This window comes from Variovorax ureilyticus (assembly GCF_050632185.1).
Lineage (GTDB): Bacteria > Pseudomonadota > Gammaproteobacteria > Burkholderiales > Burkholderiaceae_C > Variovorax > Variovorax ureilyticus_A.
Map to the genome: position 1 here is coordinate 2,458,292 of NZ_CP192579.1, position 26,982 is coordinate 2,485,273.

26 protein-coding genes are annotated in these 26,982 nt (G+C 69.0%); all 26 read right to left on the bottom strand.

The window, feature by feature from the left end:
• Positions 1-8 precede the first annotated feature (8 nt).
• The gene (locus ACQ858_RS12095) at positions 9-1,349 is read right to left on the bottom strand and encodes a DUF4157 domain-containing protein (RefSeq protein ID WP_431272989.1); all 1,341 of its coding nucleotides are present in this window, start codon (positions 1,347-1,349) and stop codon (positions 9-11) included.
• Between the two features lie 2 nt (positions 1,350-1,351).
• A complete protein-coding gene (locus tag ACQ858_RS12100; protein WP_431272990.1) occupies positions 1,352-3,691 on the bottom strand; it encodes a DUF4157 domain-containing protein in 2,340 nt (779 codons plus the stop codon).
• A gap of 285 nt (positions 3,692-3,976) precedes the next feature.
• Positions 3,977-4,876 (bottom strand): hypothetical protein, encoded by a 900-nt coding sequence (locus tag ACQ858_RS12105; protein WP_431272991.1) that lies wholly within the window; start codon positions 4,874-4,876, stop codon positions 3,977-3,979.
• 11 nt (positions 4,877-4,887) lie between these two features.
• Entirely contained in the window at positions 4,888-5,679 is a 792-nt protein-coding gene (locus ACQ858_RS12110; RefSeq protein WP_431272992.1) for a hypothetical protein, read from the bottom strand.
• 20 nt (positions 5,680-5,699) lie between these two features.
• The gene (locus tag ACQ858_RS12115; protein ID WP_431272993.1) at positions 5,700-7,811 is read right to left on the bottom strand and encodes a phage tail protein; all 2,112 of its coding nucleotides are present in this window, start codon (positions 7,809-7,811) and stop codon (positions 5,700-5,702) included.
• Positions 7,812-8,804 carry a hypothetical protein gene (locus ACQ858_RS12120; RefSeq protein ID WP_431272994.1) on the bottom strand — a complete coding sequence of 331 codons (993 nt, stop codon included), beginning with the start codon at positions 8,802-8,804 and terminating at the stop codon, positions 7,812-7,814.
• The gene (locus ACQ858_RS12125) at positions 8,801-9,556 is read right to left on the bottom strand and encodes a hypothetical protein (protein WP_431272995.1); all 756 of its coding nucleotides are present in this window, start codon (positions 9,554-9,556) and stop codon (positions 8,801-8,803) included. The genes ACQ858_RS12120 and ACQ858_RS12125 overlap by 4 nt, the downstream gene beginning before the upstream one ends.
• Positions 9,544-11,622 carry a hypothetical protein gene (locus ACQ858_RS12130; protein ID WP_431272996.1) on the bottom strand — a complete coding sequence of 693 codons (2,079 nt, stop codon included), beginning with the start codon at positions 11,620-11,622 and terminating at the stop codon, positions 9,544-9,546. Before ACQ858_RS12130 ends, ACQ858_RS12125 begins: the two co-directional genes overlap by 13 nt.
• 2 nt (positions 11,623-11,624) lie before the next feature.
• Positions 11,625-12,350 carry a baseplate J/gp47 family protein gene (locus ACQ858_RS12135; protein WP_431276845.1) on the bottom strand — a complete coding sequence of 242 codons (726 nt, stop codon included), beginning with the start codon at positions 12,348-12,350 and terminating at the stop codon, positions 11,625-11,627.
• Entirely contained in the window at positions 12,239-13,759 is a 1,521-nt protein-coding gene (locus ACQ858_RS12140) for a putative baseplate assembly protein (protein ID WP_431272997.1), read from the bottom strand. Before ACQ858_RS12140 ends, ACQ858_RS12135 begins: the two co-directional genes overlap by 112 nt.
• A gap of 5 nt (positions 13,760-13,764) precedes the next feature.
• Positions 13,765-13,932 carry a hypothetical protein gene (locus ACQ858_RS12145; protein WP_431272998.1) on the bottom strand — a complete coding sequence of 56 codons (168 nt, stop codon included), beginning with the start codon at positions 13,930-13,932 and terminating at the stop codon, positions 13,765-13,767.
• Positions 13,863-16,913 carry a baseplate J/gp47 family protein gene (locus ACQ858_RS12150; RefSeq protein WP_431272999.1) on the bottom strand — a complete coding sequence of 1,017 codons (3,051 nt, stop codon included), beginning with the start codon at positions 16,911-16,913 and terminating at the stop codon, positions 13,863-13,865. The genes ACQ858_RS12145 and ACQ858_RS12150 overlap by 70 nt, the downstream gene beginning before the upstream one ends.
• Positions 16,817-17,227: a hypothetical protein gene (locus ACQ858_RS12155; RefSeq protein WP_431273000.1), complete on the bottom strand. Its 411-nt coding sequence runs from the start codon at positions 17,225-17,227 to the stop codon at positions 16,817-16,819. The genes ACQ858_RS12150 and ACQ858_RS12155 overlap by 97 nt, the downstream gene beginning before the upstream one ends.
• Positions 17,224-17,577: a GPW/gp25 family protein gene (locus ACQ858_RS12160; RefSeq protein ID WP_431273001.1), complete on the bottom strand. Its 354-nt coding sequence runs from the start codon at positions 17,575-17,577 to the stop codon at positions 17,224-17,226. The genes ACQ858_RS12155 and ACQ858_RS12160 overlap by 4 nt, the downstream gene beginning before the upstream one ends.
• A gap of 63 nt (positions 17,578-17,640) precedes the next feature.
• Positions 17,641-17,922, bottom strand: coding sequence for a PAAR domain-containing protein (locus ACQ858_RS12165; RefSeq protein ID WP_431273002.1), 282 nt, complete (start codon positions 17,920-17,922; stop codon positions 17,641-17,643).
• A gap of 13 nt (positions 17,923-17,935) precedes the next feature.
• On the bottom strand, positions 17,936-18,601 hold the full coding sequence (locus ACQ858_RS12170; RefSeq protein ID WP_431273003.1) for a phage baseplate assembly protein V: 666 nt from the start codon (positions 18,599-18,601) through the stop codon (positions 17,936-17,938).
• A gap of 15 nt (positions 18,602-18,616) precedes the next feature.
• Positions 18,617-19,810 (bottom strand): phage late control D family protein, encoded by a 1,194-nt coding sequence (locus ACQ858_RS12175; protein ID WP_431273004.1) that lies wholly within the window; start codon positions 19,808-19,810, stop codon positions 18,617-18,619.
• Entirely contained in the window at positions 19,810-20,463 is a 654-nt protein-coding gene (locus ACQ858_RS12180; RefSeq protein WP_431273005.1) for a LysM peptidoglycan-binding domain-containing protein, read from the bottom strand. The genes ACQ858_RS12175 and ACQ858_RS12180 overlap by 1 nt, the downstream gene beginning before the upstream one ends.
• 3 nt (positions 20,464-20,466) lie before the next feature.
• Complete coding sequence (locus tag ACQ858_RS12185) at positions 20,467-21,207, bottom strand: hypothetical protein (RefSeq protein ID WP_431273006.1); 741 nt, start codon at positions 21,205-21,207, stop codon at positions 20,467-20,469.
• Positions 21,208-21,220: 13 nt separating this feature from the next.
• On the bottom strand, positions 21,221-21,307 hold the full coding sequence (locus tag ACQ858_RS12190) for a DUF6760 family protein (protein WP_431276846.1): 87 nt from the start codon (positions 21,305-21,307) through the stop codon (positions 21,221-21,223).
• A gap of 74 nt (positions 21,308-21,381) precedes the next feature.
• Positions 21,382-21,753 carry a phage tail assembly protein gene (locus ACQ858_RS12195; protein ID WP_431273007.1) on the bottom strand — a complete coding sequence of 124 codons (372 nt, stop codon included), beginning with the start codon at positions 21,751-21,753 and terminating at the stop codon, positions 21,382-21,384.
• A gap of 13 nt (positions 21,754-21,766) precedes the next feature.
• The gene (locus tag ACQ858_RS12200; protein WP_431273008.1) at positions 21,767-22,192 is read right to left on the bottom strand and encodes a phage tail protein; all 426 of its coding nucleotides are present in this window, start codon (positions 22,190-22,192) and stop codon (positions 21,767-21,769) included.
• Positions 22,193-22,203: 11 nt separating this feature from the next.
• Complete coding sequence (locus tag ACQ858_RS12205) at positions 22,204-23,385, bottom strand: phage tail sheath family protein (RefSeq protein ID WP_431273009.1); 1,182 nt, start codon at positions 23,383-23,385, stop codon at positions 22,204-22,206.
• Positions 23,386-23,426: 41 nt separating this feature from the next.
• Complete coding sequence (locus tag ACQ858_RS12210) at positions 23,427-24,257, bottom strand: Pvc16 family protein (protein ID WP_431273010.1); 831 nt, start codon at positions 24,255-24,257, stop codon at positions 23,427-23,429.
• A complete protein-coding gene (locus ACQ858_RS12215; protein ID WP_431273011.1) occupies positions 24,247-26,409 on the bottom strand; it encodes an ATP-binding protein in 2,163 nt (720 codons plus the stop codon). Before ACQ858_RS12215 ends, ACQ858_RS12210 begins: the two co-directional genes overlap by 11 nt.
• Positions 26,406-26,645, bottom strand: coding sequence for a hypothetical protein (locus ACQ858_RS12220; protein ID WP_431273012.1), 240 nt, complete (start codon positions 26,643-26,645; stop codon positions 26,406-26,408). Before ACQ858_RS12220 ends, ACQ858_RS12215 begins: the two co-directional genes overlap by 4 nt.
• Positions 26,646-26,982 lie beyond the last annotated feature (337 nt).

A 26,982-nucleotide genomic window follows, 5' to 3' on the forward strand; every position in this document is an offset into this window, starting at 1 on the left:
TCTTCGCTTCATCCTCCGCCTCCTTCTTGAGGCGCGCTTCCTCGGCCTTGCGCTTGTTCCATGTAGCCGCTCTGGAGCTTGCCCAGGCGCTCGATCTCCTTTTGTCTCTCGCTCTTGCCGCAGCGACTCAGGCGCAGTCCGGTCTGGATGCGCGGCACGGCATTCCTGCGCACATCGCCCGCCGACCTGCGCGTCCGGTCCCAGAGCGACTCGACCGCCGCGACAGCCGAGCGATCGGCGTCCGCTTCAAGCCTGCCCGCGCCGTCGTTCGACTTCGTCATCGGGCTCGATGGCCTGCTGCCTCCCTGCTGGACCACATGGGCCAGTTCGTGCGCGATCAGCGCATCGCCCTCGATCGTGCCGGGCCGAAATTCCCCTGCACCGAAGGCGACATGGCGGCCGACCGTGAACGCATGCGCGTTGAGCTGCTCCGACAACTGCGCGCCCTTTTCGTCCGCATGCAGGCGCACATCCGCGAAGCTCGTGCCGAACACCGGCTCCATGCGGCCGCGCACATCTGCCGGCAACTGCCGTCCATCGCCCAGCTCCTCGTGAATCGAGCCGGGCGGCACCGCCGCGCGCGGGCCGCCGGGACGCGCCTTGAAGAACATGCCGCCGAAGGCATCGAGCATCTCGCCACCGGGCATGACATCCGCGGGCAGGTCCGTCGGAACGCCGACCAACTGGCCGGTGCGGGCAAACGTCGCCGCGCTTCGATGCACTCTTGCGGCGACGATGTCGATGTAGGCGTCGGCGCTTGCTGCGTTGCGCGCCTCCGGGGCATAGCGGCGCAGCGAAACCTCGATCTGCGACGCGCTGCGCCCGGCGTAGTAGCCGAGCCAGTGGTCGATCCACGGACACCCCTGCGAATCCCGGCCCGTGCCGCTCAGCCCCTCGTCGACGGCGGCGCAGACGGTCTCGCGCAGGCGGGCCAGGAAATCGCTCTTGCGCATCTGTCCGCGGGCGACGGCCGCATCGTCCTCTGCCAACAGGTGCGAAGGCCGGTCGCCGACAGGCTGCGCCGGCTCCTGCGCCTTGCTCCGCCTCGCTTCCGGCGACACGTCCCGCGCAGCGGCGGATGGCGGCGCAGGCGCGTTTGCAGGGATCGGCTCGTCCTTGGGCGCGCGCCTGATCGTCGGCACGCCGGCCCCGGAAGCAACCGACCAGCCTTCCGCCGGCAGGCGGTGGGAATCGCCGCGCCCCACGGCATCGGCGATGCGGTGTGCTTCCACTTCGGCCGGATCGTCGACGCGGCCCACGGGCTCGACGAAGCCGCGCCGCGGCTGGCTGTGCGCCACCGTCGAGCGGCTCGCCGCCTTCGAATCCGCGGGGGCTCTCTTCGTGGCCATGCCTACCTCCTCTGCGCGCCCGGCGGGGCACGTCGTCGCCCGGCGCCGGCCAGCGCATCCGCCAAGGCCTGATTCGCGGCCTGCAGCGTCGGGCCGCTGCGCTTGTGCAGCGGCGCGTCCTTCTTTTCCCACGCGACGGCATCCGGTCCGATGCCGTCGTTCTCGCTCATCACGATCAAGTGGTTCGATACCCAGAAGTGCTTTCCCTGCCGGGTCAAATGGGCCAAGGCGTGGCCTTCATCGATCTTGCCGCCGGCAATGTCCTCGTCGGTCGCGCGCACGGCCACCACGAACTCCCTGAGCGAAGCGCCGGCCTGCACCAGCAGGTGCGCGCCGAGCAGGGCGTAACCCGTACAGACCAGTCTTCGCACACCGAAGATCGAAAGCTGGGTCTTGTAAAGCTCCGACACGTCGACCACGTTCATGTCGGCGAGCGTCGCCACCTGTCCGTGGAAGAAGAAGGCACTTGCATAGTCGGTGTAGGCAGCGAACACTTCGTCGTTCTTCTTGCCTTTGAGCGACTTGAAATAGTCCTCGGCGTTGCCCTGTGTCGGTATGGGCTCGGCAGCGACCTTGGCCTGCGCCATCTTCGCGCGTACCGCGAGTTGCTTCTCGAGCAGGTCCGCATACAGCAGAAAGGCGTCGAAGCCATGGACCACCTTGCCTTCGCCGAACACGACGCCGAAGTCGTGATCCAGGTTGCCATGCGCTTCGCTCGCGAACGCCTTCATCTCGTCGTCCGTCGGCGGCTTTCCACGCGCCGGCGCATTGAGAGCGAGGAAGCTGTGCAACACGAAGAGCACGTGCTGCATGGCCTTGGGCGTCTCGGTGTCGCGCGACTGGATCTCCGTGATCTGCTTGCCGATCGACTTGGCATGCTTGTCGATGACGTCCTTGGCGTCCGCGATCGTGCCGGGATTGGCCTGGGCACCCGCCAGCGCGGCGGCAATGGCTTCGGCGTCCTTCTTGATCTCCTTCACGTCGACGGATTCGCTGGCCTTCACGACCAGTTCGTCGAGCTCGTTCGATGCAGTGATCGCCGTGTTCAGCGAGTGCTGGCTCGCCAGCGCGTCGTCCTGCGGTCCGTATCCGGTGTTGGGATGCTTGGCGGCCTGGGTCTGGTCGAGCACCTCCTTCAACTTGGGCCGCAAGGCGTCCAGGGCCTTCGCCCCGGAGAGCGCGCTCGCCTTGTTCAACAGCTCGATGGCCGTCGCCACGTTGGCGGCCTGTTCGCCGTCGAGCTTGCTCACGCCCTTGACGTCCCGAACGTTCTGCACCTTCTGCTGCAGCGAGACCCACTTGTTGACGTCGCGCAGCCGCTCGCTGGCACCGGCGATGTCATCCTGGCGCTCCTGCGCCGCTGTCTTCTTGACCTTGACTTGCGGGCCGGCCACGGGCTTCTGGCTGCTGCCACATCGCTGGAGGCCGAGCCCCGACCGCATGCGCGGCCTGGCCTCGCGCCGCCATTCGGAAAGCGAACCCGCGCCCCAAAGCGTTGCCGCCACGCCCGCGGCCGAGCGGTCGGCATCGCGCTCCAGCGCGTCCGACGAGGCAGCCGCCCCCGGTGCATCGGCGGGGGCATGCCCCTGCTGCACCACATGCGCCAGCTCATGCGCGATGAGCGCATCGCCCGTCAGCGTCCCCGGCTGGAACTCGCCCGCGCCGAAGGCCACGTGCGGCCCGACCGCGAAGGCACGCGCGTTCAGGCGATTCGACAGTCGCGCCGCAGTTGCGTCCGTGTGCAGCCGCACGGCCGCGAAGCTCGTCCCGAAAGCGTCTTCCATGCGCGCGCGCAGGCCGCTGCCGAGTGCCTCGCCGTGCCCGAGTTCCTCGCGCACCGAGACGGGGTCGGCGGCATGCGCGCCGCCCGAGCGCGGCTTGAAGAGCATCGCGCCGACACCCGCCAGCAGGCCGCCGACCGGGCTCGCGCCCGGGTTCTCCTCGGGCAGCCCGGTGACCTCTCCTGTCTTGGCCCATCGCTGCGCGCTCAGGCTCACGCGCGCGGTGACGAATCGGATGTATTGCGAGGCGTTCGATGCACCGGCCGCCTCGGGCGCGTAACGCAGCAGTGCCCGCTCGATGTCCGTGGCGCTGCGCGCCTCGTAGTAGCCGAGCCAATGGTCGATCCACGGACACCCTTGCGAGTCGCGTCCGGTGCCGGCCAGCGCGGCATCGACGGAGGCGCAAATGCCGGCTCGCAAGGCGCTCATGAATTCGCTCTTGCGCATCTGCCCGCGCGTCACCTGGGCATCGTCCGCGACCAGCAGTGCGGGCGCCGCGCTGGTGGCGGCGGCTGCGGGCTCGGGCGTCTGCATGGGCGCAGCCGGCTCCGGCGTGGCCAACGCCGTGTCCTCGCGGCCGCCTTTGGGTGCGCGGCGGATCGGCTCGCCCTCGCCATCCGGCGCGCTGGCCGCTGCCGACCATCCTCCCGGTGCCGACCCATGCCAGCGCCTGCCGTTCAGGACGGCTTCGGCAATGCGGTCTGCCTCCTGCTCAAAGGCGTCGTCGGCGGGACCGACGGCTTCGCGGACCGCTGACGTGCGGGCGCCCGGCGCAGAGCCCGACGGGCCGCGTTGTGGGCTTGCCGCTTGGACTCGCACGTCGCGCTCCGCCGAATCGCCCTGTCGTCATGCGGGAGGACGACCGGCCGTGTTGTTCGTTCCCGGCACCGGGGCAGGCGCCGGTGCCGGTGCGGGAGCCGGCGCGGGCGGCTGCACCACCGGATCCGAACACTGCCACCAGTAAGGCGCGAGCGTGCGCACCATGCGGCGGCACCCGCAGTTGTCGACCGAGCCCACCTTGCCCTGCGCATCGACCGTGACGATCGCGAGCACCACCCAGGGGTCCGTCGGGCACGGCGGGCAGTCGGGGATGGTGGTGGGCTTGCCGATCTGATCGATGCTCGGCGGGTTGGCGTGCGAATCGGGGCAGGCGTCGAGCACGCAGATCTCGTAGCCGTCCTGCCAGCGCGAGAACTCGCAGCTCGTGTCGTCGCAGCCGCAGCCCACCGGCGCCACGCGCACCGGCCGGGCAGGCACTTCCTTGTAGCGCAGCGCGACATAGAGCGGCGCGTTTCCGGTGCGGCTCGTATCGACGGTGCGATCGGGGCACAGCGGGTCGACCACGATGTCGTCGCAGGCATCCCCGCCGGACGAGGTGCAGCGCGTGCGCAAGTCGAAGCAGATGTCCTGCTCGATCACGATCTCGTCGCCGTAGGGCCCGAGGATGTAGCCGGGATGCACGATCACCATCCACGGCTTGGTGCTGGCCTCGACCTTCGCGCCGCACACCACGCCCCAGCCGTGCAGGTAGCGATTCATGCGACGCAGCTTGTTGCGGAAGTACTCCTGGCCGAGCGTGAGGTCGTCGGGCGTGACGAGCTGGCGCGGAAAGAAGCGCGGCCGCTCGATGCTCGTGCGGCCCATGGTGCCGCCGGTCGACGAGGACGACGTGCATCCGCAGCCTCCTCCGCATCCACCGCCGCATCCGCAGCCGCCCGTCGTCCTGGTTGCAGTCATCGTGGACATGTTGCTTCCTTTCAGTTCTTGCCCGTGCGCCGGTTCGGGGCATCGTGGCTGAGCGCCAGAACCAGTTCCCAGATGAGGTCCAGGCCGTAGACGATCGGCCGCACCGAGATGTCGATGTCCGAGGGCTCCAGCGTCTTGTCCGTGGCGGGAAGATGAATGTTGGCGAGCGTGATGCAGCCCGGTCCGCCATCGCAGTCACAGGGCGCGCTGACCCATTCGACCAGCGCGCGATAGTTGATGTTGTTGCCCTTGACGAGCCCCTGGATGACCGAATCGAGCGGGATGTCGGGTGCCTTGCCCGGTCGCAGCGACAGCGAGTAGCCCTCGCGGATCGCGCCGGGCGAGCAGCGTGTCGTGGTGTCGCAGCCGCCGGACATCACGGGCTCGGGGTCGGTCTTGCATTCTTCGTAGCAGACGACGAGCTGCACCCAGTCGTCGTCGCAATGGCCCTCGTTGTTGTTGCTGGAGCTGCTGCCGCCGTTGTTCCCCGATGGCGTCGCATCGGGGGCCGGGCGCGAGGGAATCGCGACGGGCTTGCTGCGCGTCGGCACGACGATCTCGCGGCCCTGCCTGTCGAGCGCCAGGCCCGGCATCACGACGACGCTGTGCTCGTCGTCGCCCACCTGCACGTCGAGTCCGCACACCACGCCGAAGCCGTCGACCAGCCGGTTGCGCAGCCATTGCTTGCGCTTGAAGTAGGCCTGCTCGGACTCGAAATGACGAACGTCGAGCAGTTGCCCGTAGAAGTAGCGCGGACGAGAAAAGCTTCTCAGCGCATCGCATTCGACCGGATCGTCTTGCATGTGGTTTCTCCTGGTGTCCATCAAAGTTGTGCGCCTTCGCCCACGCGGCTGTCCATGCCGAGCCGCGCGCGCGGCTGCCCGCCCAGTACCAGGGCGCCATCGCCAAGTGGACCCGGCTCGGCGGGACCGCCACCGAGCAGCGTGTCGATGCCCAGCCCGGCCTGGTAGCCCACGCGCACGCCGGACTCGATCACGCACAGGTCGTAGAGCGTGTGCGCCGGCTTCTCGCGCTCGACGATGGCCCGCACCTCGTCGAGCTTGCCGGCACAAAGCAGGTCGCCCGGATAGAGCCGCACGCGAAAGCGATAGGCCGCGGCCTCGAAGAGCGGCGTGCCGAATTCGTCCTGCGCAATGAGCTGCGAGCGGTCGAACGTGGCCGTGGTGCCCACCACCGCGCCCTGCGGCTCGGCGTCCGCGAGCACCGTGTTGAAGCCGAGGATGGAATCGCCGCCGTCCGTCCAGGTGCCGGCCTCGCCGGGCTTGCACGACGTGGACGGCGCGGGCAAGCCCCACCAGCCCATGGCCTGCAGCGGCTCGTCGATCAGTGCGCGCACGCCCGCCTCCTCGCGCAGGGTCTCGCGCAGGCCGGCCACCGTTCCGCGCCGGGCATAGCGCGCAAAGGCATTCGCGATGGCCTCGCGCTGCGTCTTTTCCGGCTGCACTTCGGGAAGCGGCAGCGCGAGGAAGCCCGCCAGCCAGCGCACGGCGTCCGGCGGCGCGGCGGCCGGATCGAGAAGGCCCGGCAGTCCGTCGACCTTCGCTTCGAATTCGTCGAAGAAGCTCTCGAAGAGGCTCAGATAGCGTTGCAGGAAATTGCCGCCCCCGCCGGACTCGCGGTAGATCGCGGGCAGCGCCATCAGATAGCTCGTCTGGTCGAAGTCGACCCGCGCCTGCGACAGCACCGGCGTGTCGCGCAAGTCATTGACGAAACGCGCCCCGAGCCAGAGCGCTTCCTGTTTCGAGCCGCCGACAAGGTCGATGAAGAAGTCGGTCACATCGCTGCCGATCGCGCGCCACGGTGCGCCGAAGATGCCGTCCGACGAGGGCGGTGGTGGCGGCGTTGCGCGAGCGCCGGTGAAGGCGAAGAAGTGCACATGCGTGCCGGCCGGGAGGTCGATGTCGGCGTGCAGACGATTCCAGTCGTGCGCGAGCGTGTCGAAGACGATGGCGTCGCTCCACAACCAGCCTTCGGCCGCATGACTCGCGTCGAGCCGCAAGCGGATGGGCGCGACGCAGCCGCCGGGCGACACGAGCAAGCCGCCCGCACCGTCCGGCGCGAGCGCCGCCACCGGACCTTCATAGTCGGCCGCATCGCCGGCGTACCGGTACGCCCCGGCCTGGTCGCGTTGCCACACGGCAATGCGCCGGCGGCTCGGGTCGCCGAGGTAGATCGCGCCATCGATCACGGTGAAGACGCTTGCCGACGCGATGCCGGTGGCCACGACCTCGACCAGGGCGTCCTGCGAGAAGACGCACAGCGCATGCGTCGAACCATCGAGCACGTACACCCGCTTCCCTTCGCAAGCCACCGCACACGGATCGCCCGCATGGCCGCTCGCCGCGACCATGTCGCCAAACGCGGGCAGCCTGTCGGCCGAGGTGGTGAACAGCTCGACGCGCTTCGTGCCGGTATCGACCACGTACAGGCGGCCTTCCTCGTCCGGCGCCAAGGACACGGGCGTGACGAATCCGTCCAGAAGTTCCGACAGCGCCATCGCGTCCAGATCGAAGATCTGCACGCGGCCGTTGCCGGCATCCGCCACATACAGCGCATGCCGCCGTGGCGCGATCGCCAAGCCTGAAGGCTGGTCGAACTGCGTGTCGCCCGTTCCGTGGCCGCCGATGCAGGGCGCGGGCTCGACACCTCCGAAGCAGCCATCGAGTCGGCAGATGTCGTCGTTTGCCGGATCGCTGATGTACACCGACCCGTCGGCATCGACCGCAAGGCCCGCGACAGGCGGCTGCGCCTTCGATGCATCGGGCATCGTCGGGGCTGCGCCGTCGAAAGCCGGCAGCCCCTGCAGGCGCAACGCGCCATCCGCGCCGAGCGTGAGTCCCTGCCAATGAAAGCGCGGCCAGAGGCCGTCGTCGTTCAGGTGGCGGGAAGGGGCGTGTGTCCGAGGCCACGGCATTCATCCTTCGACGCCGATCCAGTCGATGGTCCACAGCTCGCTGGCCTTCTTGGCCAACTGCGTCTCGAAATCGGACGCGGTCGTGGGGTCGGGGTCGTCCGCGGAGGGCGGCAAGGTCGACAGCAGCGAGTCCGGAACGAGCAGCGAAAAGCGGAAGCCGGACTTGTCCGCGGCCAGCAGCATCACGAAGCCGTCGACCAGCCGCATCACCTTCTTGCCTTTCACGTCGAATGTGAATTCACGGCTGCCCATCACCTGCGCCGAATAGCGGGGCGTGGTGCGGAAGGCTGCCTGCGTCGTGTCGACAACAGCGACGAGCTGCACCCCGAAGCCCGAGGCGCCGCCACCCGACACCGTCCAGTCGAGCTTCCCGCTGGTTCCACTGGCGACATAGGGCTGTGCGGCGGGCCGGGCGTTGCGGCGCTGCGCCAGCGAAAGCGGCTGATCGAGCTTGCAGTTGAGCACTTGCGCGCGTGCCAGTCGCAGTTGGGTGCCGTCCTGCACCGCGTCGCGCAGGATCGGGTCCTTGGGCAATCGGTCGGGCGCCGGGCCCAGGCGCACCCAGCAGAACACCGGTGTCTCGCGCAGGCGGATCGCCCCGGTCGGTGCGCCGCAGACGCCTTCGCGCGTCTCCGCCACGCTGAGCGCGCGCTCGTCCGGGTACGACACAGTCAGGTCGAAGAACACCGGCGCACCGAAATCGTCGCCCGCGACCGGCGGCACGGCCAGCACCATCGCATCCGTCAACACGATCTCGCGCCCGCTGGCGTCGATGGCGTAGCCGGGCTGGATCGACACCTCTCTGTCGCCCTTGGCGCCGCCGACCGCATAACCCGCACCGATGCCCGGCTGGTGCAGGCTCTGGTTGTGCAGCCACCGCATCTGGCGATTGAATTCCTCCACGCCCTGCAGGTCCGAAGCGAACAGGCGTTGGCCATTGAAGAAGGTGCTTCGCTCGACGAAGCGGGTGTCACCGAGGATGGATAGGGTCATGAGTCCTCCGAGGAAGTCGTCGGCGCGGCGGACGCGCAAGCGTCATAGGGTGTCTGCGCCGGACATTCGCGAGCGGCGGGAAGCTCCTCCTCCTGGCAGCCGATCCAGCGCACCACCAGTTGCTGCTGCTGCGCGAAGGTGGCGAAGGCTCGCGGGAAGTCGGTGTTGAAGCGCGTGATCAGCGAGAGCGTCTCCGGACGGAATCGGTAGGGGTCCGCACCCTGGAAGAAGAAGCCCAGGCGGGCGTCCCCAGCGTCCAGGACGAGCGGCAGCACGCTGCGCGACTGGAACTGGCCGCTGAGCAGGTCGAAGCCGTAGGCCGTCGCGGGCGAGCGGCCATCGAAGCCTTCGAGCTTCTCCATGCGCACCAGCGGCTGCCAGTCCGACGGAAACGACAGCTGCGCGGGAGAGAGAAAGCTCACCGCGGCGGGGCCGACGATGCCGCCGTCGATCCAGCCCTCATCCACGATGCCGTCGCCCTCCTCCAGTCCCGGCAGCAGCGTGAGCCGCGTGCCTTCGATCTTCTCGACATAGCCGGGATTGGAGCAGTCGGCATGGTGCGTGAACACACCGACCACGTCGCCCTCGCGGAACGCCACGGCGCCGTCGACCTCGATGTGCGTCGCGTCGGCCGCTGTCTTGACGCCCACGAGATCGCGCCAGTGCACCATCGCCAGCCTGTCGCCGGGCACGAGCGTCCCGGGTGATTCGGACAGCACGACCTGCGTGCCGCCGACGCTCACCACCTGCACGACCGGACCCTGATCGGCCGGGGGCCACCCGAGGGCAGGCGCATCACGCAATCACCCGCGTTCAGAGCACCGGCCTCGGCAAGGGTCACGTGGGCCGGGTCCGTGTCCTGCGACACGACGGTCGCGGTGCGCGGAAAGCGGCCGACCGCGAGGGTGTCGAGCCGCATCGCGCCGACGAGCGAGCCGTCGAGCGTGAGTGTCTTGCCGGCGACGCTCGCGACCGGCACCGGCGTCGCGAAATCACCCGCCGCACGCAGCGCCACAAAGTCGCCGGGACGCGCCGCCCCTGCGCGGCCGACCGTCACCTTGTCGGGCACCTTGGCATCGAAGACGTCGACCGTGGTGGCGGTCTGCCAGTTCACGCCAACGATCACGGAGCCGGCCTCGACGGCGAGCGCCGTGCTCAGCGCCAGCTGCTTCTTGCCCTTGTTGACCTGCTCCACGACCGCGATGTGCGCCGGATCGTCCGACGCGGCGACGAAGTCGCCCACATCGAATGGATCGATGGTGTCCAGCCCCACGGTGCTGCGATTCTTCGGCTGCAGGCCCTGGATCGTGATGTCGGCGGCCAATGGCGCGACGCGCGCGAGGCCCGCCAGTTCAGCGGCGGCCGGCACCGGTTGCACTTCAATGACGGCCCCGTTGTGGCTGGTCACCTTCGGCGTGCGCGCGAGCGGAAGCGGGAGCCTGTCCCCATCCAGCAGCACGAGGGACATGCCGAGCTCGATGCCGTGTGTCGCGGGCTTCAGTTCCAGGACGAGACTGGCGCCGTCGGGCGACACCGACGCGGTCTTCACATCGGCGGCACCGGCCATGCGGGCGACCATCAGCGCGTCTGTCGTCTTCCAGCCGGCGAAGGGCTTTCCGACCGTGAGCTTGCCTTGCGACACGCGATCCACGACGGCCAACGCACTGTCGGCGGTGCGCTGCAGCACATCGCCCTTCTTCACCGGCAGCACGGCCGTGAAGGCCGCCAGCACTGCCGGGTCTTCCGGCAGCACTTCGAGCACCGAGGCCACGCGCGGCAGATTCGCCACCGCGAGCATCGTCACGCCTGCCTCCACTGCCAGCGGCGCCGCGAGCGTGAGCTTGTTCCCGGCGAACGCGTCGATGCGGACGACGGCGCCCGCCCTGGGCCGCAACTGCGCGACCACGTCGCCCACCTTGAATGTCGCCAGCGGATCTACTTCGACCAGCAGCCGGTCCCCGACGCCACGTGCGATCGACGCGACCCTTCCCGTGCCGAACCATGCGCTGTAGCGACGCCGCGCGATTTCCGTCATCAGCAACCGGAAGGTGAAGCCGTCGACCGCCGGATCGGCCACGCTCGGAAAGAAGGCCGGTGCGAATTCGGCGCTGGCCAGGTCCCAGGTCTGCGCCTGCAGGTTGGCAACGTAGCGGGGTATCTGCGTGAAGCCGCTCGCGGAGGTGTCGATGTGCGTCTGCACCCCGACGACCCGGCTCAGGATGCCGCCCTTCCCGTCAGGCCGCTCCACCACCCAGGGCTCCCAAGGCGTATCGCCCCTGACGGTCTCGCCACGCGCGAGCCGCGGCCGGGCGATCGGCCGGGCCTGCGTCGGCGCGAAGGTGTCATCGAGCGCTCCGTCGCCGAACAGGGCCAGCAACACGCCATTGCCGGGCGCGAAGGACGTGCGCGGTGCCCAGGCGAGTTCGACATCCTGCTCCAGCAGATGCGCATCGGCCGGCGAACATCCGGGGTCGACCACCACGCAGCATGTGGATGCGCGCGACGCACCGTCATTTCTCATGCGCAGCACCAGCCAGCTCGACACCGCGGGCACCGCGATGCGACGCGCACGCTGAAGAATCAGCTCGCGTCCCCGCGCGTCGTAGGCCAATCCGCAAGCCACCTCGACCGTCTGCGCATCGGCCGCCAGCCTGACGGCAAGCCCGAAGGCCACGCCGCCGGTCGAATGCAGCGCACGGTTGTGCAACTGGCGGCGCAGCGCATCGAAGCGGTCCTGGTCGCGTGCGTCGAGGCTGCGCAAGGTCTGGCCCTGCCAATAACGGAGCCTTTCCAGATCGCGGCGATAAGGAGTCGACATGGTCAGGCCACCTCGATGTTGTGCGGCCCCGCGCCGACCAGCCAGCTCGGGCGCAGGCAGACGTTGCCGCAAGTGGGCGCGCAACCTTCGGCGACGAGTTCGAGCGACAGGACGTGGTCCACGCCGGGCGTCTGGTCGATCACCTGCATCACCTCGGCGCGGTAGACATCGCGGCCCAGGGGCCAACCGGTGCCGTCGGGTCCGCCGCGCAGGGGGTCGAAGAAGGCATCGAGCGCCTGCGCCACTTGCGCGGCCAGCCGCATGGCGTCCGTGCCCTCGAAGGCCTTGAGCGTGGCGTGCACCGCCACTTCGAGATAACGCGGGCCGATGACCACGACCCGCGTTCCGATGGTTCGTCTCGCCTCGATGCGCGCGGCGATGCGCTCGGCGAAGCCTGGGCTCGGCACCGGACGCGACAGCGGCAGCGTCGGCAGCACGATCACCGCGACCATGCCCGGCGCGCTCACGCACTGCAGCGCGGGGTAGAGGTTCGGCCGGGCGATGGCGCGCGCCACGCGCAGACCGGGCGTCTCCCTGGCAATGGCTTCGAAGTCCTCGGCCGTCACGGCACGCAGCCGGGCTTCGCGTGATGCGATCGCGCGGCCGATGGCATGCGTCAGCGTCTCGGCATCGGCCGCGGCTTCGATCGCGACGGGCGCGTCGGCAGCGATGCGGCCGATGGCACTCGCATCGGCGATGAAGGCGCGGTTGTGCGGCGTATTGGCCAGGCCGGCGAGTTGCGACAGCGCGGGAGCCGGCTGCGTGGCTTCGTAGCAGGCGAACACCGGCAGCCGGGCGGAAACACCCGGCCCTTCTCGCCGTCGCCCGCGACCACGTCGCCTCGGGTCGGATCGAGATGGAAGTGCGCGTCGAACCGGGTCGATGCAGCGAAGTCGTCCACCTGCGTCCACGCGCGGCAGCGGTCGTTCTCGACACTGAAGAGCCGCAGGCTGGATTCGACCAGCGGCCGCTGTCCCAGGGTGATGCGCTGGCCGGGCTCGCCGGTGCCGGTTCCGGCGAGCGAGCCTTCGATGACGAGCAGGCCCGGCAGCGCCGCGGTCGCCGCCCGGTAGGCCAGCACGACGAAGCTCGGCGCATCGGGCGCGGTGTCCACCGACAGGGCGACGATCTGCCCCGCCTGCACGGTCAGCCGCAGGCCGGTGGACTGGCCAGGGGTCAGGCTGCCCGCGGCCACGGTGCCCTTCGCGATGGGCCAGGACGTCGTCACGGGCACCGATTGCACCAGTTCCACCCCGTTGGACATCACCCGGCTGGCGCGCGGTGCGTCATCGAATGCACCCTGGTCGAAACGGCAGCGGACCCAGCAAAGCGCCCGGGCGACGCGCCCGAGCGGCGCGGACTTCATGCCCCGGGCGGGGCGCAGTCGCACCGAACCGGCGAGGCTGAAGCTGCGCGTGTCGTCCACGGCCTCCAGCGCGAGCCACGTGCCCGAAGCGCCGACGTCCGCGAGGTATTCCCACACCACGCGGGCGCCGTGATGCACGAGCGGCCCCGGGGCCTGCTCATCCGCCACGATGCGCGCCCGCTCGGCCAAGGTCGCCTGCGCACCATCGATACAGAAGTAGAGCTGCGCCCAGGCACCCACGGGCAGCGCCTGATCGAAGCCCAGGTAGAGCTCCGCGCCGGGCGCCGGGTCATCGCCGAACAGCGCGATGCTCTCCTGCCGGGTCCATGCCGCGGTGAGATTGCGGAAACCCGCCCCATCCTTGCCCTGAACCGCGCTCAGGCCGGCAGCCACCACATCGATCGCGGCCTTCGAGCGCAGCAGCACGGCCGTCCCGTCGAGCCGTGTGCCCGAGAATTCGCTCCCCGCGGGCAGGGACACCGGACTCGCGCCGGCGGTGATGCGCAGCGCGCTCGCTACCGTCGCCGGACGCGGCGGCGCAGGGCGCACACCCATCAACGCGAGCAGGCGCAGCTTCTGCGCGTCGGTCAGGCGGTTGAGCCGGTAGATGTCCATCTCCGCCACCCAGGCGAAGAGCTCCATCAGCGTGATACCGGGATCGGATGCGTTGTGGTCCGTCCATTCCGGCGCATGGAGCGGCACCAGCGCGCGGCCCTGCTCCACCAGATCGGACCAGCGGCGATCGTCGAGATTGGGCAGTGCGATCGACATGATGCTCAGGCTCCCGATTCGTCGATGCGCAGCACGATCGGCCCGGCCGCGACCACTTCGTCGTCCGCGACGCGCACCGACTCGCCCTGCGGGACGCCGCCGATCACGAGGTCGAGCGACTCGATGTAGTCGACGCCCGGCACACGTTCGAGTTCGGCGGCGACATCGGACATGTAGACATCGCGACCCAGGGGCCACCCCGTTCCGTCCGGCCCCCCAAGACCGGATGCAGGAAGCGTTCGAGCGCATCGCGCACGCTCTGCTCCACCGCGCCGGCCCGGCTTGGGTCGACCGGCGTGATGCTCGCCGCGACCCCCACGGGCAGGTAGGTCGGGCCGGTGACATGGATGCGATGCAACGCCGCCAGGTCGGCCGGCGCGCGCGCTTCGATGTACTTGCGCACCTGCTCGCGCAGGCCGAAGGACGGATAGGGCTGCGCATCGAGGCTGCCGGGCACGATGAGCACCGTGACCCATCCGGCAAGCATCTGCCCGGAAGGGCTCCGGCCCGGGATGGCATGCACCATCTTCACCGCCGGCGAAGCCTGCACGGCGAGCGTCTCGTAGTCGCCCGGCGCCATCGCACGGCCGCGATGCCGCACCGTGCGCGGGCCGCGATCGAGCACCGCCGACGCCGGCTCGCCGTCGGCGCCGCCTTCGGCCGCGCGCGGATTGAAGACATCCTGGATGCCCGGCACCACCCCCAGCAGCTGCTTGATCGCGCCTGCGGCCACATTGCCCTTGGAACCACCGCCCACGCTCACCTCGCGCACCAGGATGGCCGCGCCCGCCGGCGGCACGCGGCCGTTCTCGCCGTCGCCGAAGTCCACGCGGCCGCTGCTCGCATCCAGCGCGTAGTGCCGATCGCCCGGCGCGGAAAAGTAGAGCTGTTCCCGCCGCTCCCACCGGACCCAGGCTTCGGTCACCTGCTTCTGCCGGTTGCGCACCAGCCGCAGCGGCCCGATCGCGACCTCCGTGTCGGTGGACTCGCGCGCCAGCAGCTGCTCGAACTGCGCCAGCACGCCGCCGTCGCCGCTCCAGAGCGCCATGGCGAGGATGCGCCATTCGACGTTCGCGCGCGCACCGCCGAGTTCGCGCACCTCGATGCGCTCGCCATCGAGCACCGGCGTCTGCGTGAGCGCGAAGCGCTGGTTCGGCGTGCCGTTGCTGGTGCCCAGCGGCAGGTCGTGCAGCGTATGCCGCTCCGAGGCCCACACGGCGTTGGGATGCAGCGAGGTCAACACCGGCTCGCCGGGCGGGCCGTCTTCCTTGAGCCGCGCGCGAAGCCAGTGGTGCGGCGCGTCGAAGCGTGCGAATTCGGTGTCATCCGATTGCGCGAGCACGTTCACGATGCCCGGGCGACGCAGGTAGCCGGTCTCGTCCTCGGCCGGGGTGCGCGTCCATTCCAGCCCGTCCCAGTACTCCCACACCAGCGCAGGCCCCTGCGGTGCGTCGGGCGCTTCCACCACGTCGAAGAAGAGGCCGAGCTGGTCGGAGGGCGGCTGCTTGTCGAAGCCGAGGTACAGCGCCGGCGTGAGATCGCGCACGCGCTCGAAGGGCGCGAACGTGGTGCCCGGCCACATCGCCTCGGCGGTCCGATCGACGTAGGCGAAGTCGTTGTACGCCAGCACGCGCTCGGCATGGAAGGGGCCGTATTGCCACGTGTATCCGATGGCGAAGGACGCAAGCACCGGCGGCTGCGCGGCCACGTAGGTGAAGGTGTTGGTCGTCCCGACGCCCGCCGCGTCGGTGTTGAAGCTGATGGTCTGCTTGAAGCCGTAGGAGCCGCTCTGCAGGCGCACGCGCACCCAGCGCGCCTCCTGTTCATTGACCTTGACCGGCGCCATGTCGATCGGCACGGTGAAGTCGACCACCTCGGTGCGGTCGAGGTCGAGCTTCGAATCGGCGAAGTTCGACGTCACCGCCAGCGGCGCCCACATGCGGCTGTTCCAGTACTCCCAATCCACCTGGTGCGCGAGCGCGCTGGAACCCGACACGGCGCCCTCGTCCTGGGGCGACAGCGTGCGCGCGATGTAGATGCGCACCTTGGCCAGCGGCTTGCCGAAGGCTTCCTCGTTGGCGAAGTAGAAGGCCGACCCGGGTTGCGGCTGCTGGCCGAGCGGGTAGAAGGGCTTGCTGAGATCGAGCGCCGTCGCATCAGCGAAGGCCTTGTCGGCGGCGAGACCTTCGACGGACAGCCTGAGGTCGACCTGGGGCCGCGCCGAGGACGCGGCTTGCGGAGGCCGGCGCAATTCGTCGGGCGCCGAGAAGGTGATGCCGGCGAAGGTGGCATCGAACAGATAGGTGCGGCTGAAATTGACGTTGGGAATCTGGTAAATGCCGTCCGCACCGGTCGGTGCAGAGGTGTACGCCGCGCGCGTCGGGTCGGCCGGGTCGGTCAGTCGCACCACCGCGCCCTCGACGGGCCGTCCCGCCGCATTGCTCACCACCCCGCCGAGGCTGCTCGACGGGGTCGGGGTGGGTGACGCGGCGTTGTACGCCAACAGAAGCTCTGCCCGGGCGGCCTCGACCGGCGCTGCGACCGCCTTGCCGACCGCGATGCGCCCACGCAGCGCGCCGTTGACAGTGCTCGACAGGCGAATGGTGTCGACCTCGGGCAGCGACTGGCCGGGGTCGGGTGGCAGCGGCTGGGTGAGGCGCGCGCGCAGCCAGTAGCCGTCGATGCCGTTGACCTTCGTCTTCGCGGCCGATGCGCAATCGGTCTCGAGGACGAAGCTGCCGCTTTGCACGAGCCCGTCCGTGCTGTCGAAATCCGCCGCAGCGGCCCAGCTGCATTCGGTGCTGGTCGCGATGAAGCCGCGCCAGGTGGCGCCGTCCCAGTACTCCCAGACGAGGTCGAGCCCCGAGGTGGCGCCGTGCTGCAGTTCGAATTCGACGGAGAGCCGCACCTTGCCCGACAGCGCAAGCAGCACCGGGTGCGACAGGACCAACTGATGCGGCGTCGGCTGGCGCAGGCGGGCCGCGAAGGGCTCGACCGGCTCGCCGGCGAGGAACGCCGCCGTGTGGTCGATGTATTCGTCGCGACCCGGCCAGAGGCTCACGATCTGCACGATCTTCCCCGCCGTGACCCCCACGGCGCGCTCGGTCTCGTAGAGGACCTGCTCGGTGCCGCCGGGCGGCGGCGCGGCGCCCACGGGCGTTCGGGCCGGGGCCGACCCCCGGCCGACTGGTCGTTGAGCCTGAAAACGACGGGCGCGCGCGCGGCTTGCGCCGGGACCAGGCTCAGGCCCGCGATGTCCAGGAAGCCGAGCTTGAGCTTGGGCGGCACCTGTTCGAGCCGTTGGGCCACGGCTTCGAGATAGCGCGCGACGATGGCGGCCAGGCCCGCGCCTGCGCTCTTGTCGCCCGCCAGCCATTCGGGCGTGTAGCCGACACGGCGCGCGAGGATGGCCGCGAGCAGCGCCTGCGCGTCCCGGCGGTCCAGCTCGACGGAAGGCTTCGTGTTCACTGCGCGGACCCTTCCTCGAGGTAGAAGGGATACACCAGGTTGGCATGCGTGTTGGTCGCTCTCACCCGGTAGCTCATCTCGATCAGCACCTTGCCCACGCTCGCCACATCGGCGGTGGCCACGACGCTGTCTACGTCGATGCGCGGCTCCCAGTCGATCAGCGCCTCCAGCACGCGCTGGCGCAGCGCCTCCAGCGTGGAAGGGTTGAGCGGCTCGAAGACGAAGGCGCGCAGGCCCGCGCCGAAGTCCGGCCGCATCACGCGCTCGCCGGGGTCGGTGCCGAGGATGATGAGGATGGCCTGGCGCACGTCTTCGTCGTAGGCGGCCGTGGCCGTCTGCCCGGCATCCACGCCTACCGGGAAGCTCCACCCCTGCCGAGGAACGACGAGGTGAGATCGATGCGGGCCATCGCGTCAGCCTCCGATTTCCACGAGCGGACAGCCCATCACGATCGGTGCGCCGCAGCCGCTCATGTCGCCCATGCGCGCGGCCGGCCGGCCGCCGATCAGCACCGTCAGGCTGCCCTTGACGATGGGCGTCGGCGGATGCGGGCCCGCGAGCGGCGGCATCGAACAGGCGTGCATGTCGCCCATCACCGCGGCGGGCATGCCGCCGATGAGCACCGTCGGCACACCCGGGCCGGTGATGACGCCGGGATGGGCCGTGGGGTCGCCGACGCGGGCTGCGAAAGGCATGGCGTCTCCTTCCTCAGTTGAGCTTGATCGGAAGGCCCAGCACGCTGCAGGGTCCGGACGACTGGATGTTGACCATCGCACCCTTGATGTCGACTTGCGTGCCCTCGAGCGAAATCTGCAGCGCCTTGAGTTCGATCTTCACGGCCGCCTGCACCGTGACGGTCTGCGTCGTGTTGTCGAGCGCGATGGAGAGCGTGCCCGCGGTGTTCTCCAGCTTGATCTGCAACGGGTCGATGGTGACCTTCTGCAGGGTGCTGGTGGTGATGGTGATCGACTGCGCGAGATCGTCGAACTCGATCTCGTGGCCGACTCCGCCCGCCATGCCGGTCTTGATGACGCGCTTGGTGAGGAAGTCGGTGGGCACCGTGAGCGGCGGACGGTCGGCCGTGCTCCACAAGCCGCCGAGCACATAGGCCGCGCTCGCATCGTTCTGCGCGAAGGCGACCAGCACCTCGTCGTCGATCTGCGGCACCCACACGAAGCCGCGGCCCGAGCCGCCGCCAAGCGAAGGCAGCCGGCACCACGGCTCGATCGCCGGGATCGACGGAATGCGCACCTGCACCCGGCCCTCGGCGACCGCGTCGAGATTGTTGGTGACCACGCCGGGCGCGATCGCGAAGCCGTCGGGCTGCGATTCGACGCCGAGCTGGTCGAGCCGTTCGAAGAGTTGGTCATCCATGATGGCTGCCTTTGCTCATACGGTGAACTGGCCCTGCAGCCGCACCAGTCCGCCACGGCCCTTGGGCAAGGGAATGGACCCGAACCAGACTTCCTTGCGCGCCTGGAAGCTCGTGCGGTAGCCGCCGCCGTCGATGGTGTGCGTGGCCGACGTGATGCGGTAGAGCCCGCCGAACTGGTCGCCGAGCCCTTCGAGGTTGATCACGCGGCTTGCCTTGATGCGCGGATCGCCGACCGTGCTGCCCGAGCCCGTGAGCCTGTTGTTGAGCTTGGGCAGCAGTTCGGTGAGGATCTTGCGCGGCGCGGTCGCATAGCTGGTCGGCTTCAGCGTCGTGACCTTGCCCGGCGCGAGCAGCTCGCCGATCTCGCCCCCGGGCGTGATCGAGAGCTTGAACATCGCGCGGTCGTAGTCCCAGTTGAGGGCGATGACGAAATCCATCTTGATGCTGTCGACCCACACGCGCGCGGCCACGCCCTCGATGTCGCCCACCGTCGTGAGGCGCGGCGTGAACTCCATCAGCGAGGCGCCCCATTTCAGCGTGAGGCTCGGCGCATAGTCCTGGATCAGGAACTGGAACTTGAGCACGCGCCCGTGCGGCTCAGCCGTATGGTCGATGTACATCTGCCAGCCGTTGTCCTTGGCGACTTCGGTGAGGAACTGGAAGTCGTCCACGCCGCTCTGCTTGCGCACCGCCATCTGCGCGAACTGCGGAAAGCTCAGGAAGGTGGCCAGGCCGATCAGCGTCGACAAGGTGCCGCCCACCGGGTCCAGTTCGGGGATCAGCGCATTGGTGCCGGCCACCAGCGCAGCCACCGCGGAATCGGGAAGCGGGAAATTCCCGACCGATGGGATCTTGATGCGGAACGCGCGGTCCTTGGTGCCGATCTGCAGGCGCTGCAGGTAGTCCTGCGCGGTGAGCCGGATCATCGGAATGCCGCTCGACGGGAAGGACGGCTCGATGCCCGTGATCTCGCCCACGAACACCTCTTCGAGCGGGCCCGGCGCATAGCCCATCGACAGGCGGAACTCGTTGTTGACCTGCAGCAGCGGATGGTCGAGCCACTGCAGCGAGGTGTTGGCGATGCTCAGCTCGACACGGTCGGCGCCTTCCATGCCATCGGTGTGGGCGACGGAGACGATCGACGCACGCAGGGCCGCCGGGATGGCGCTGCCGTCGATGCTGATCGCGAATTCAGGAGCGAGGCGCATCAGGATGTCACCTCCCCGGTGGCCGGATCGGTAAAGGGCAAGGCCGGCACCTTGAGCGCCTGCCCCGGCTCGATGCCGCGCGGATCGTCGATGTCGTTGGCCGCGGCGATGGGTCGCCAGAGCGCCGGGTCTTCATAGAAGCGGAAGGCGATCGCCGAGAGCGTGTCGCCGCGCTGCACGGTGTAGCCCTTGCTGAAGTCCGCGGTCTGGCGACTGACTTCCTTGGCCTCGCGCTCCGGATCGATGAATTCGCTGAAGCTCACCGTGACGCGCGCCCGCGTGGGCCGTCCGTCCTCGAGGAACTTGATGAACTTCTGGTTGGCGCGCGCCAGCACGCAACGCAACTGCAGAGACCCCCAGGCCACGCGCAGCACGGGCGGCGCGTGCAGTTCGGGATCGATCTTGAGCAGGTCCACCACCTTCTGCGTCTCGGCGCGCACGTCGGTGCGGGTGTCGGTGGTGTCGAAGAAGAGCTCCATCTCCAGCGTGCGGAGATTGCCGTGCACGAACTGAAGGATCGGCGAGCCCAGGCCCGGTATGGCCTGCGACGCGTAGTTGTTGTCCTTGTTGAGCCCGTACTCCTCGGGGTTGAACATCACGTCGAAGCGCGCCCCGGTGTGCTCGATCGTGATGCTTGCCTTGGCGAGTGCCATGGTTCAGGCCCTCCCCATGCGTTCGCGATACGCGACGAGGCGGCGATCGATCTGCTGGATCACCAGGCCAGTGAGCGCCTCGACGTCGACGGCCGGCGCGGCATGCGGCGGCCTCGGCTCTTCGAGCCGCGTGCGCGACGGCACCGAGGCTTCGACGCTCCCGGCGGCGCCCGGCGCCGGCTGCACGCTGGCTCGCCTCGGCACGGCCAGCACTGCTGTCTGCACGGCGGGCCTGATCTCCTCGCGGCGCGCGTTGAGCCGCAGGCGCAGCGCCATTTCGCCGGCATGCGCAGCGATGGGCGACGCATCCTCGCCGCCGCGGACCGACAGGCGAATGGGGTCGCGTCCGGCCGGCGCCGCGTGTGCGGGTCCGATCATCCGGAACGCGGGAACGAAGGCCGGAGCCGCCATGTGCGTGGCAGCCTCGCGATGCTCATCCGGTCGCGCGGCATGCCGTTGCGCGTGCCCGCTGAACATCTCCGGCTTGCGCGAAGCGGTGCCCGCGGGCACCGCATTGCGCAGGATCAATGGCCGTGCCATCGCCGGCCGCAGGCTCACGGTGACGAGCGGCGAGACGGCAAGGTGCGTGTGCAGGTGGAGGCTCGATCGCACGTGAACGTGCCGTGCCTGCGCGCCCGCGCCGTCCCCGCGCTGCAGCAGCACCATCGCACCCGGCGCGCGCCATGCGTCGATGCGGCCGTGCCGCGTGCGCAGGCGCTGTGCCCATGCTTGCCATCTGTTCACGTCGTCCACTCCTCTACTGAAGGGCTTCGCTGTTGGCTCTTTCGTTGATCGCAGAGATCTCTTCCATCCACCGCTGCCGCTCCTTGTGTTCAAGCGACATCACGACCTCTTGCGACCAGTGAAAGTGATAGGCGATGAAGGCTACTTCCCTGTACAGCGCGGACAGGGGGTAGCCTACGATCCCCCCGGGCTGTTCATCTCCAGCGCGAACTCGTGCGCGCACTTCGGGCAGGCCGCCTCGATCACCGCCCTGCCGCTTCGGTTGATGCGGTTGTAGAACTCCTGCAGATACGCCAGGTCGGCTGCGTAGAAGCCCTCGACCACCTTGGGCGTGACCTGCGCCAGGGAACCCAGACGCACGATCACGCGCGACAGCAGGATCACGGTGAGGTAGGCCTCGTTGCTCTGCACGCGCGGGTCCTTCAGCGGCAGGATCTCGTCCGCGGCGGTCGCGAGCCGCATCACGCCTTCGCGGTGCAGGTCGCCCTCGGCATCGACGAAGCCCAGCGGCAGCGTGAACTCGTATTCGGTCTGGAACGATGTCATGAGCGGCTCCGCATCAGGCGCGCTCGACGCGCTCGCAGCTCACGGTCATGCTGTCGAGCGAGACGTCGTTGCCCTTGGCATTGAAGTCCGGCCCGTCGTACTTGCTGGGCCAGGCGCTGAAGAAGTTCCACCGCACCTTCTCCTGGCCCGAATCGTCCTGCAGGATGATCGAACCGTTGCGCCGGTCGATGGTGCCGTTGACCGCCGCGAGATGCCAGTCGTAGAGCTCGCGCGAATCGGTGACGCCCCACTTGAGCGTGATGTCGGGGTAGGAAATCTTTCCCGGCAGCTTGCGCACCGTCGCGGCTTCGCCGCCCTCGCGGTATTCCACCACCTCGATGTTGGAGCCGAAGCCGCTGCACTCCGAGAAGCCGGCCTGCACGATGCCGTCGATCTCGACCAGAAAGCGGAAATTCCTGTAGGGGTCTTTTCTTGCCATGACGTTGCTCCTCAAGCGCCGGTGTTTTGCTGGATGCGGAAGATGACGAACTCGGCCGGCTTGGTGACGGCCACGCCGATCTCGGTGATGACCTGGCCCGCCTCGCGCGTGCTCGCCGGGTTGGTTTCCGCATCGCACTTGACGAAGAAGGCGTCCTTGGGCGTCGCACCGAAGAGCGCGCCGTCGCGCCACTGGTTGTAGAGAAAGTCGCTGACCGAACGGATGATCCGTTGCCACAACGCGGGCGTGTTCGGCTCGAACACGACGAACTGCGTGCCCTGGTCGATCGACTCCTTCAGGAAGTTCATGAAGCGGCGCACGTTGAGGTAGCGGTACTCGCCGTTGCGGTCCCCGCCCAGCGTGCGTGCGCCGTAGACCGTCGGCGACCCGCCGAAGGGCCGGATCACGTTGATGCCCGGCGGGTTCAGGCTGATCTGCTTGTTCTTGTCCATCGGCCGCTCCAGGTCGACGATGCCCACCACGCCCTCGTTCGCAGGCGCCTTGAACACACCGCGCGTCGCATCCACCCGGGCCCAGATGCCGGCGACGTACCCGCTGGGCGGCACATCGAGCAGTTCGGGCTCGGCACCGCCCTCGGTGTACAGCGGGTTGAACACCTTGAGCCACGGAAAGTAGATGGCGCCGAAGCTGAACTTGTCCGGCGTCGTGGGCCCGCCGCCGGGCATCGGGCCGCCGTAGATGTCGTCGGGCGTGCTGTCGGATGCGGGGGACTTCTCGCCGTCGAGCACGGCCACGCGGTCCTGCAGTTCGAAGCAGTGATCCATGAGTTGGACCTTGGTCGCCGTGCCCTGCGCGCCCGGCGCGGCGACGATCGAGATATCGTCGATGGGCTTGAGCGTGTCCAGCGGCGCCTGCAGGTTGCCCATGCCGCCGGCAGCGATCGGCACCACGTAGCAGGTCGTCCCGCCGTTGGCGAAGAAGCCGAACACCGCCAGCGCCAGCGTGCGATTGGCGGTGGTGTAGATCGGCGTCGTCGGCGTCGCACCCGCGCCCTTGATGAAAGCCGAGAACTCGCTCCAGTTGGTGAACTTCTTCGGCTTGCCGACGTCCGCGGCCGCGAGCCGGTCGGCTTCGCCGATGAAGGCCGCGGTGCTGGTCCCCACGCCCGCGATCGGCCGGGCGAGCGGAGGAACCTCTTCGACGTAGACGCCGGGTGCGAAATAGTTTGCCATCCTTGCCCTCTCCTTCTTGCGGTGTAGGGGGTTGAAACCGTTCAGGTCAACTTCACGTCGTAGCCCGCGAGCGCGGGTGCCGGGACGACGATGGCCCGGTCTTGCGTCACGGCACCCGCCGTCACGCGCAAGGTGAAATTGCCGGCCGGAACGGCCGACAGCGAGAACCTTCCTTCGGCATCGGTGAGCGTGCTGCGCCCGCGCTCGACCAGGCGCACCCCGGCGCTCGCCACCGGCACCGAGGCCGCATCCACCACGACACCGCCGATCCGGAAGAAGGGCGCATCCAGCGCCGCGCCGCCGGGCTGTGTCACGAGGCCGATCTCGCTCGTGATCACGCTCGGATAGGTCGCGGTATCGAAGGCCTTCAGCGAGACGGTCACCGACAACAGCACCGAGGCCTTGATGCGATTGCCGATCGCGGCCCAGAACTCCGCGGGATTGCGCACGCCGTCGGGTTGCAGCATCAACATCGGCAGCGGCGGTTCCTGCAACTGCAGGTTCGGCGTCAGGAAGGCATGCGGCAGCAGCGGCGACCCGGCGATCAGCTGGAGCACCTGGCCCAGCAGCTGATGCTCCTGCTTGGGCAGGTCGGTGCCGCCCACGGGCCAGGCGGTCACGAGGTACAGGCAGGTGGCGCGAAAGGGCGGCGGCTCGACGAGGGACTGCCCGCCCACGCGGCGCGCGACGCTTTCGTTGTTGCGCAGCTCCAGGCTCTCGCGCACCTCGAAGAGGAACAGGTTGACCGTGGTCTGGTCGAGCGTGTAAGGGTCGGTCGGCCGATCGAAACGGATCGCCGCATCGCGCAACGGCGGCGCGAGGCCGGGCTGCTTGAAGAAGGCCTCCAGGCTTTCCGTCACTTCATTGAGCATGAAGCCCTCCGTTGCCGAGGGCCTCGACGCGCGGCGCGTAGGCGCCGAATTCCGAGCCCGCGACACGACGCCCGGACTTCTCGATCTCGCGGCGGGCGGCCCACAGCAGGTGCTCGGTCTTCACTTCGCCGCCTTGCTCGGCCGCGAGGAAGGCTGCCGCAACGGCGATGTTCTTGACCGCGCCACCGGGCAACTTGAACTGCGTCGCCATGAATTCGAGATCCAGGTCCTTGCTGCGCGGCAGCTTCGCGGGCCAGATCGCCTGCCACAGTCGTCGCCGGCTCTCCTCGTCGGGGAAGGGAAAGTCGACGATGAAGCCCAGCCGGCGCGTGAAGGCCACGTCGAGGTTCTGCCGCAGATTGGTGGCGAGGATGCACACGCCGTCATGCTCGTCGAGCTTCTGCAGCAGGTAGGCCACCTCGATGTTCGCGTAGCGGTCGTGCGCGTCCTGCACGGTGGTCCGCTTGCCGAAGAGCGCATCGCATTCGTCGAAGAAGAGGATCGCGTTGCCGGCGCGGGCTTCAGCGAACAGGCGATCGATGCTCTTCTCGGTTTCGCCGATGTACTTGCTGACGACCTGCGAGAGGTCGATCTTGTAGAGCTCCAGCCCGAGGTCGTTGGCGATGACCTCGACCGCCATCGTCTTGCCGGTGCCGGGCGGGCCGGTGAAGAGCGCGCTCAGCCCCTTGCCGAGAGAGAGCTTCGGCCCGAAGCCCCAGTCGTCGTAGACCACGTGCCGATGGCGGGCCTGCCGGCAGATTTCCTTCAGCTGGGAGAGCGAATCCTCCGGCAGCACGAGATCGCTCCACGCATACAAGGGCGCGAGCTTGCGCGCCAGGGTGCCAGGGTCGCGCGCGACCTGCAGACGCGCGGCGCTGGCCAACTGGGCGCCGTCGGGCTTGCCCTGGTCGAGCGCAGCCTGCCGCTCGGCATGCGCGACCGCGCCGGCGATCTGCGTGTCACTGAGCCTGTAGCGTGCCGCGAGCTCGTCGACACTGGGTGCGGCGATGTCGAGGCGGCGATCGCGAAGCGCCGACGCCCATGACGCACGACGCTCGGCAAAGCTCGGCGGCGAGACTTCGAGCGTCGCCATGCCGCCAAAGGCCGGCCCGCACGGCCTTGTTCCGGACAGGACCAGAAGACGGCCGAAGTCCTGCGTCGACCCGCGCGGCTGCAGGGCATCCGCGAGGAGCGCGCGATCCTGCGGCGACAGCGCATCGAAACCCTTCAGGTGCAGCACGCCGGGCAGCAGCCGGGCCTCCCGCAGCAACAGGGCCAGGGTGTCCGCGAATCCGCCGACCGTCTCGGCAGCCTTGCCGAGATCCGCGGTGATGAGCGGCTGGCGAAGCTTCGCAGCCGGGCTTGCCACCGCGGCATCCTTCTCGCGGTCGTCCGCGCCTTGGAGATACACCTGCGGTTCCTCGCCGGCGGCCAGGGCCCTGGCAAGGGTCTGTCCCAGCTTCTCGGCGCGCGTGCCTTCAACGGACTCAGGCTGCATGTCGATCCGTGCAGCTGAAAGGAGCCGCGCATCCAGCGCGGTCTGCCCGAGCAGGAAGCGCACGACCGGCTCTTCCAGCTGGAGCGTCCGCGCCAGCAACGGCGGCGCATGTCCGGCGTTCTCCGCCTCGAGATGCATGAGCCGATGCCGCACCAGGGGCGCATCCGGCGCGAAGCGGGCACGCGCGGCGATCTTCGCGTCGCGTGAGGCGCACAGCAGGTTGAGCGCCAGGTCCACCGTGGGCCGCCGGCGCGTCACGTCGTCGTGCAGATAGGCGAAGAGCCGCTCGTAGCGCAGGTCGACCTCGGGCGCCAGGGCGATGAGCACGATGTCGAGCTCGATCGCATCGAGCCCGAACACCTCCTGCAGCCACGGAAAGCGCGATCCGTCCGGCATGGGCGCATCGCCTGCGGCATCCACGCCCGCGAGGAAAGGCTCGCCCGCCCCACGCCGCAGGAGCCGCTGCGCGTCCTGCGATGTCACGTAGAGTCCACGATAGGGCTCGGTCTGCACGCCCGCGCCGGATGCACTGACAGCCGCATCGGCGGCGATCGTGGCGCGCTCGAGCATCCGGTCGAGACGGGCGAGAGCGCTCCACAGTCCCTCCATCCGGAACGCAGGGGCCTGTGAGCGTGGCGTGACGGCGTTGCTCATCGTTGCGCCGAGCGATAGACAGTGAGGCCGTCCGCACCGGTCGACGCCTCCATCCGGCCCGCGGCCACGAGACTGCGCAGCGCGGCGGCGACCGCATTGCGCGTGTCGTCACGTCGCTGGCGCGCGAGCCACCAGTCGCAGATGCCCTCGATGGAATCGCAGGCATCCGGATGCGCGGTGACGTAGCGCAGGATCGTGTCCGCGACGTCGTGGGTCAGCAGCGAATCGGTTCTCACAGGTGACGTAGTGCGTGAATCGTGCCAACGCGGCGGCGCGTCTAAGTCATTGATTCCATTGCGCAATGCCCACGGCGTGACGCATGGGCCGAGCCGGTTCCGACACGGCCGTGCCGTGCATATGTCGCGTGCCACGCCCTCTCTTGATTGCCCTCGTCGCGCAGGTGTGTCGCCGGCGACACGCCCCGTACGCAAATGACACGATGGCAAACCGGCAAGAGACTGCCCGCTCGATACGTCGTTTGGCAGATGTGCGTGCGCGCTTCGCTTCCTAGAATGCGCGTCAAGGAAAACGACCCCGGAAGGGGAAGGAGGCCCTCGATGCACGGAAGCACGG

Coding starts and splice junctions, on each gene's coding strand:
- ACQ858_RS12210 (WP_431273010.1), bottom strand. CDS start 24,257: ATGCTCAATGAAGTGACGGAAAGCCTGGAGGCCTTCTTCAAGCAGCCC.
- ACQ858_RS12110 (WP_431272992.1), bottom strand. CDS start 5,679: ATGCAAGACGATCCGGTCGAATGCGATGCGCTGAGAAGCTTTTCTCGT.
- ACQ858_RS12190 (WP_431276846.1), bottom strand. CDS start 21,307: ATGTCGCTTGAACACAAGGAGCGGCAGCGGTGGATGGAAGAGATCTCT.
- ACQ858_RS12200 (WP_431273008.1), bottom strand. CDS start 22,192: ATGGCAAGAAAAGACCCCTACAGGAATTTCCGCTTTCTGGTCGAGATC.
- ACQ858_RS12095 (WP_431272989.1), bottom strand. CDS start 1,349: ATGGCCACGAAGAGAGCCCCCGCGGATTCGAAGGCGGCGAGCCGCTCG.
- ACQ858_RS12115 (WP_431272993.1), bottom strand. CDS start 7,811: ATGCCGTGGCCTCGGACACACGCCCCTTCCCGCCACCTGAACGACGAC.
- ACQ858_RS12170 (WP_431273003.1), bottom strand. CDS start 18,601: ATGGATGACCAACTCTTCGAACGGCTCGACCAGCTCGGCGTCGAATCG.
- ACQ858_RS12130 (WP_431272996.1), bottom strand. CDS start 11,622: ATGTCGACTCCTTATCGCCGCGATCTGGAAAGGCTCCGTTATTGGCAG.
- ACQ858_RS12195 (WP_431273007.1), bottom strand. CDS start 21,753: ATGACATCGTTCCAGACCGAATACGAGTTCACGCTGCCGCTGGGCTTC.
- ACQ858_RS12120 (WP_431272994.1), bottom strand. CDS start 8,804: ATGACCCTATCCATCCTCGGTGACACCCGCTTCGTCGAGCGAAGCACC.
- ACQ858_RS12180 (WP_431273005.1), bottom strand. CDS start 20,463: ATGGCACTCGCCAAGGCAAGCATCACGATCGAGCACACCGGGGCGCGC.
- ACQ858_RS12215 (WP_431273011.1), bottom strand. CDS start 26,409: ATGAGCAACGCCGTCACGCCACGCTCACAGGCCCCTGCGTTCCGGATG.
- ACQ858_RS12105 (WP_431272991.1), bottom strand. CDS start 4,876: ATGTCCACGATGACTGCAACCAGGACGACGGGCGGCTGCGGATGCGGC.
- ACQ858_RS12205 (WP_431273009.1), bottom strand. CDS start 23,385: ATGGCAAACTATTTCGCACCCGGCGTCTACGTCGAAGAGGTTCCTCCG.
- ACQ858_RS12175 (WP_431273004.1), bottom strand. CDS start 19,810: ATGCGCCTCGCTCCTGAATTCGCGATCAGCATCGACGGCAGCGCCATC.
- ACQ858_RS12140 (WP_431272997.1), bottom strand. CDS start 13,759: ATGTCGATCGCACTGCCCAATCTCGACGATCGCCGCTGGTCCGATCTG.
- ACQ858_RS12145 (WP_431272998.1), bottom strand. CDS start 13,932: ATGTCCGATGTCGCCGCCGAACTCGAACGTGTGCCGGGCGTCGACTAC.
- ACQ858_RS12165 (WP_431273002.1), bottom strand. CDS start 17,922: ATGCCTTTCGCAGCCCGCGTCGGCGACCCCACGGCCCATCCCGGCGTC.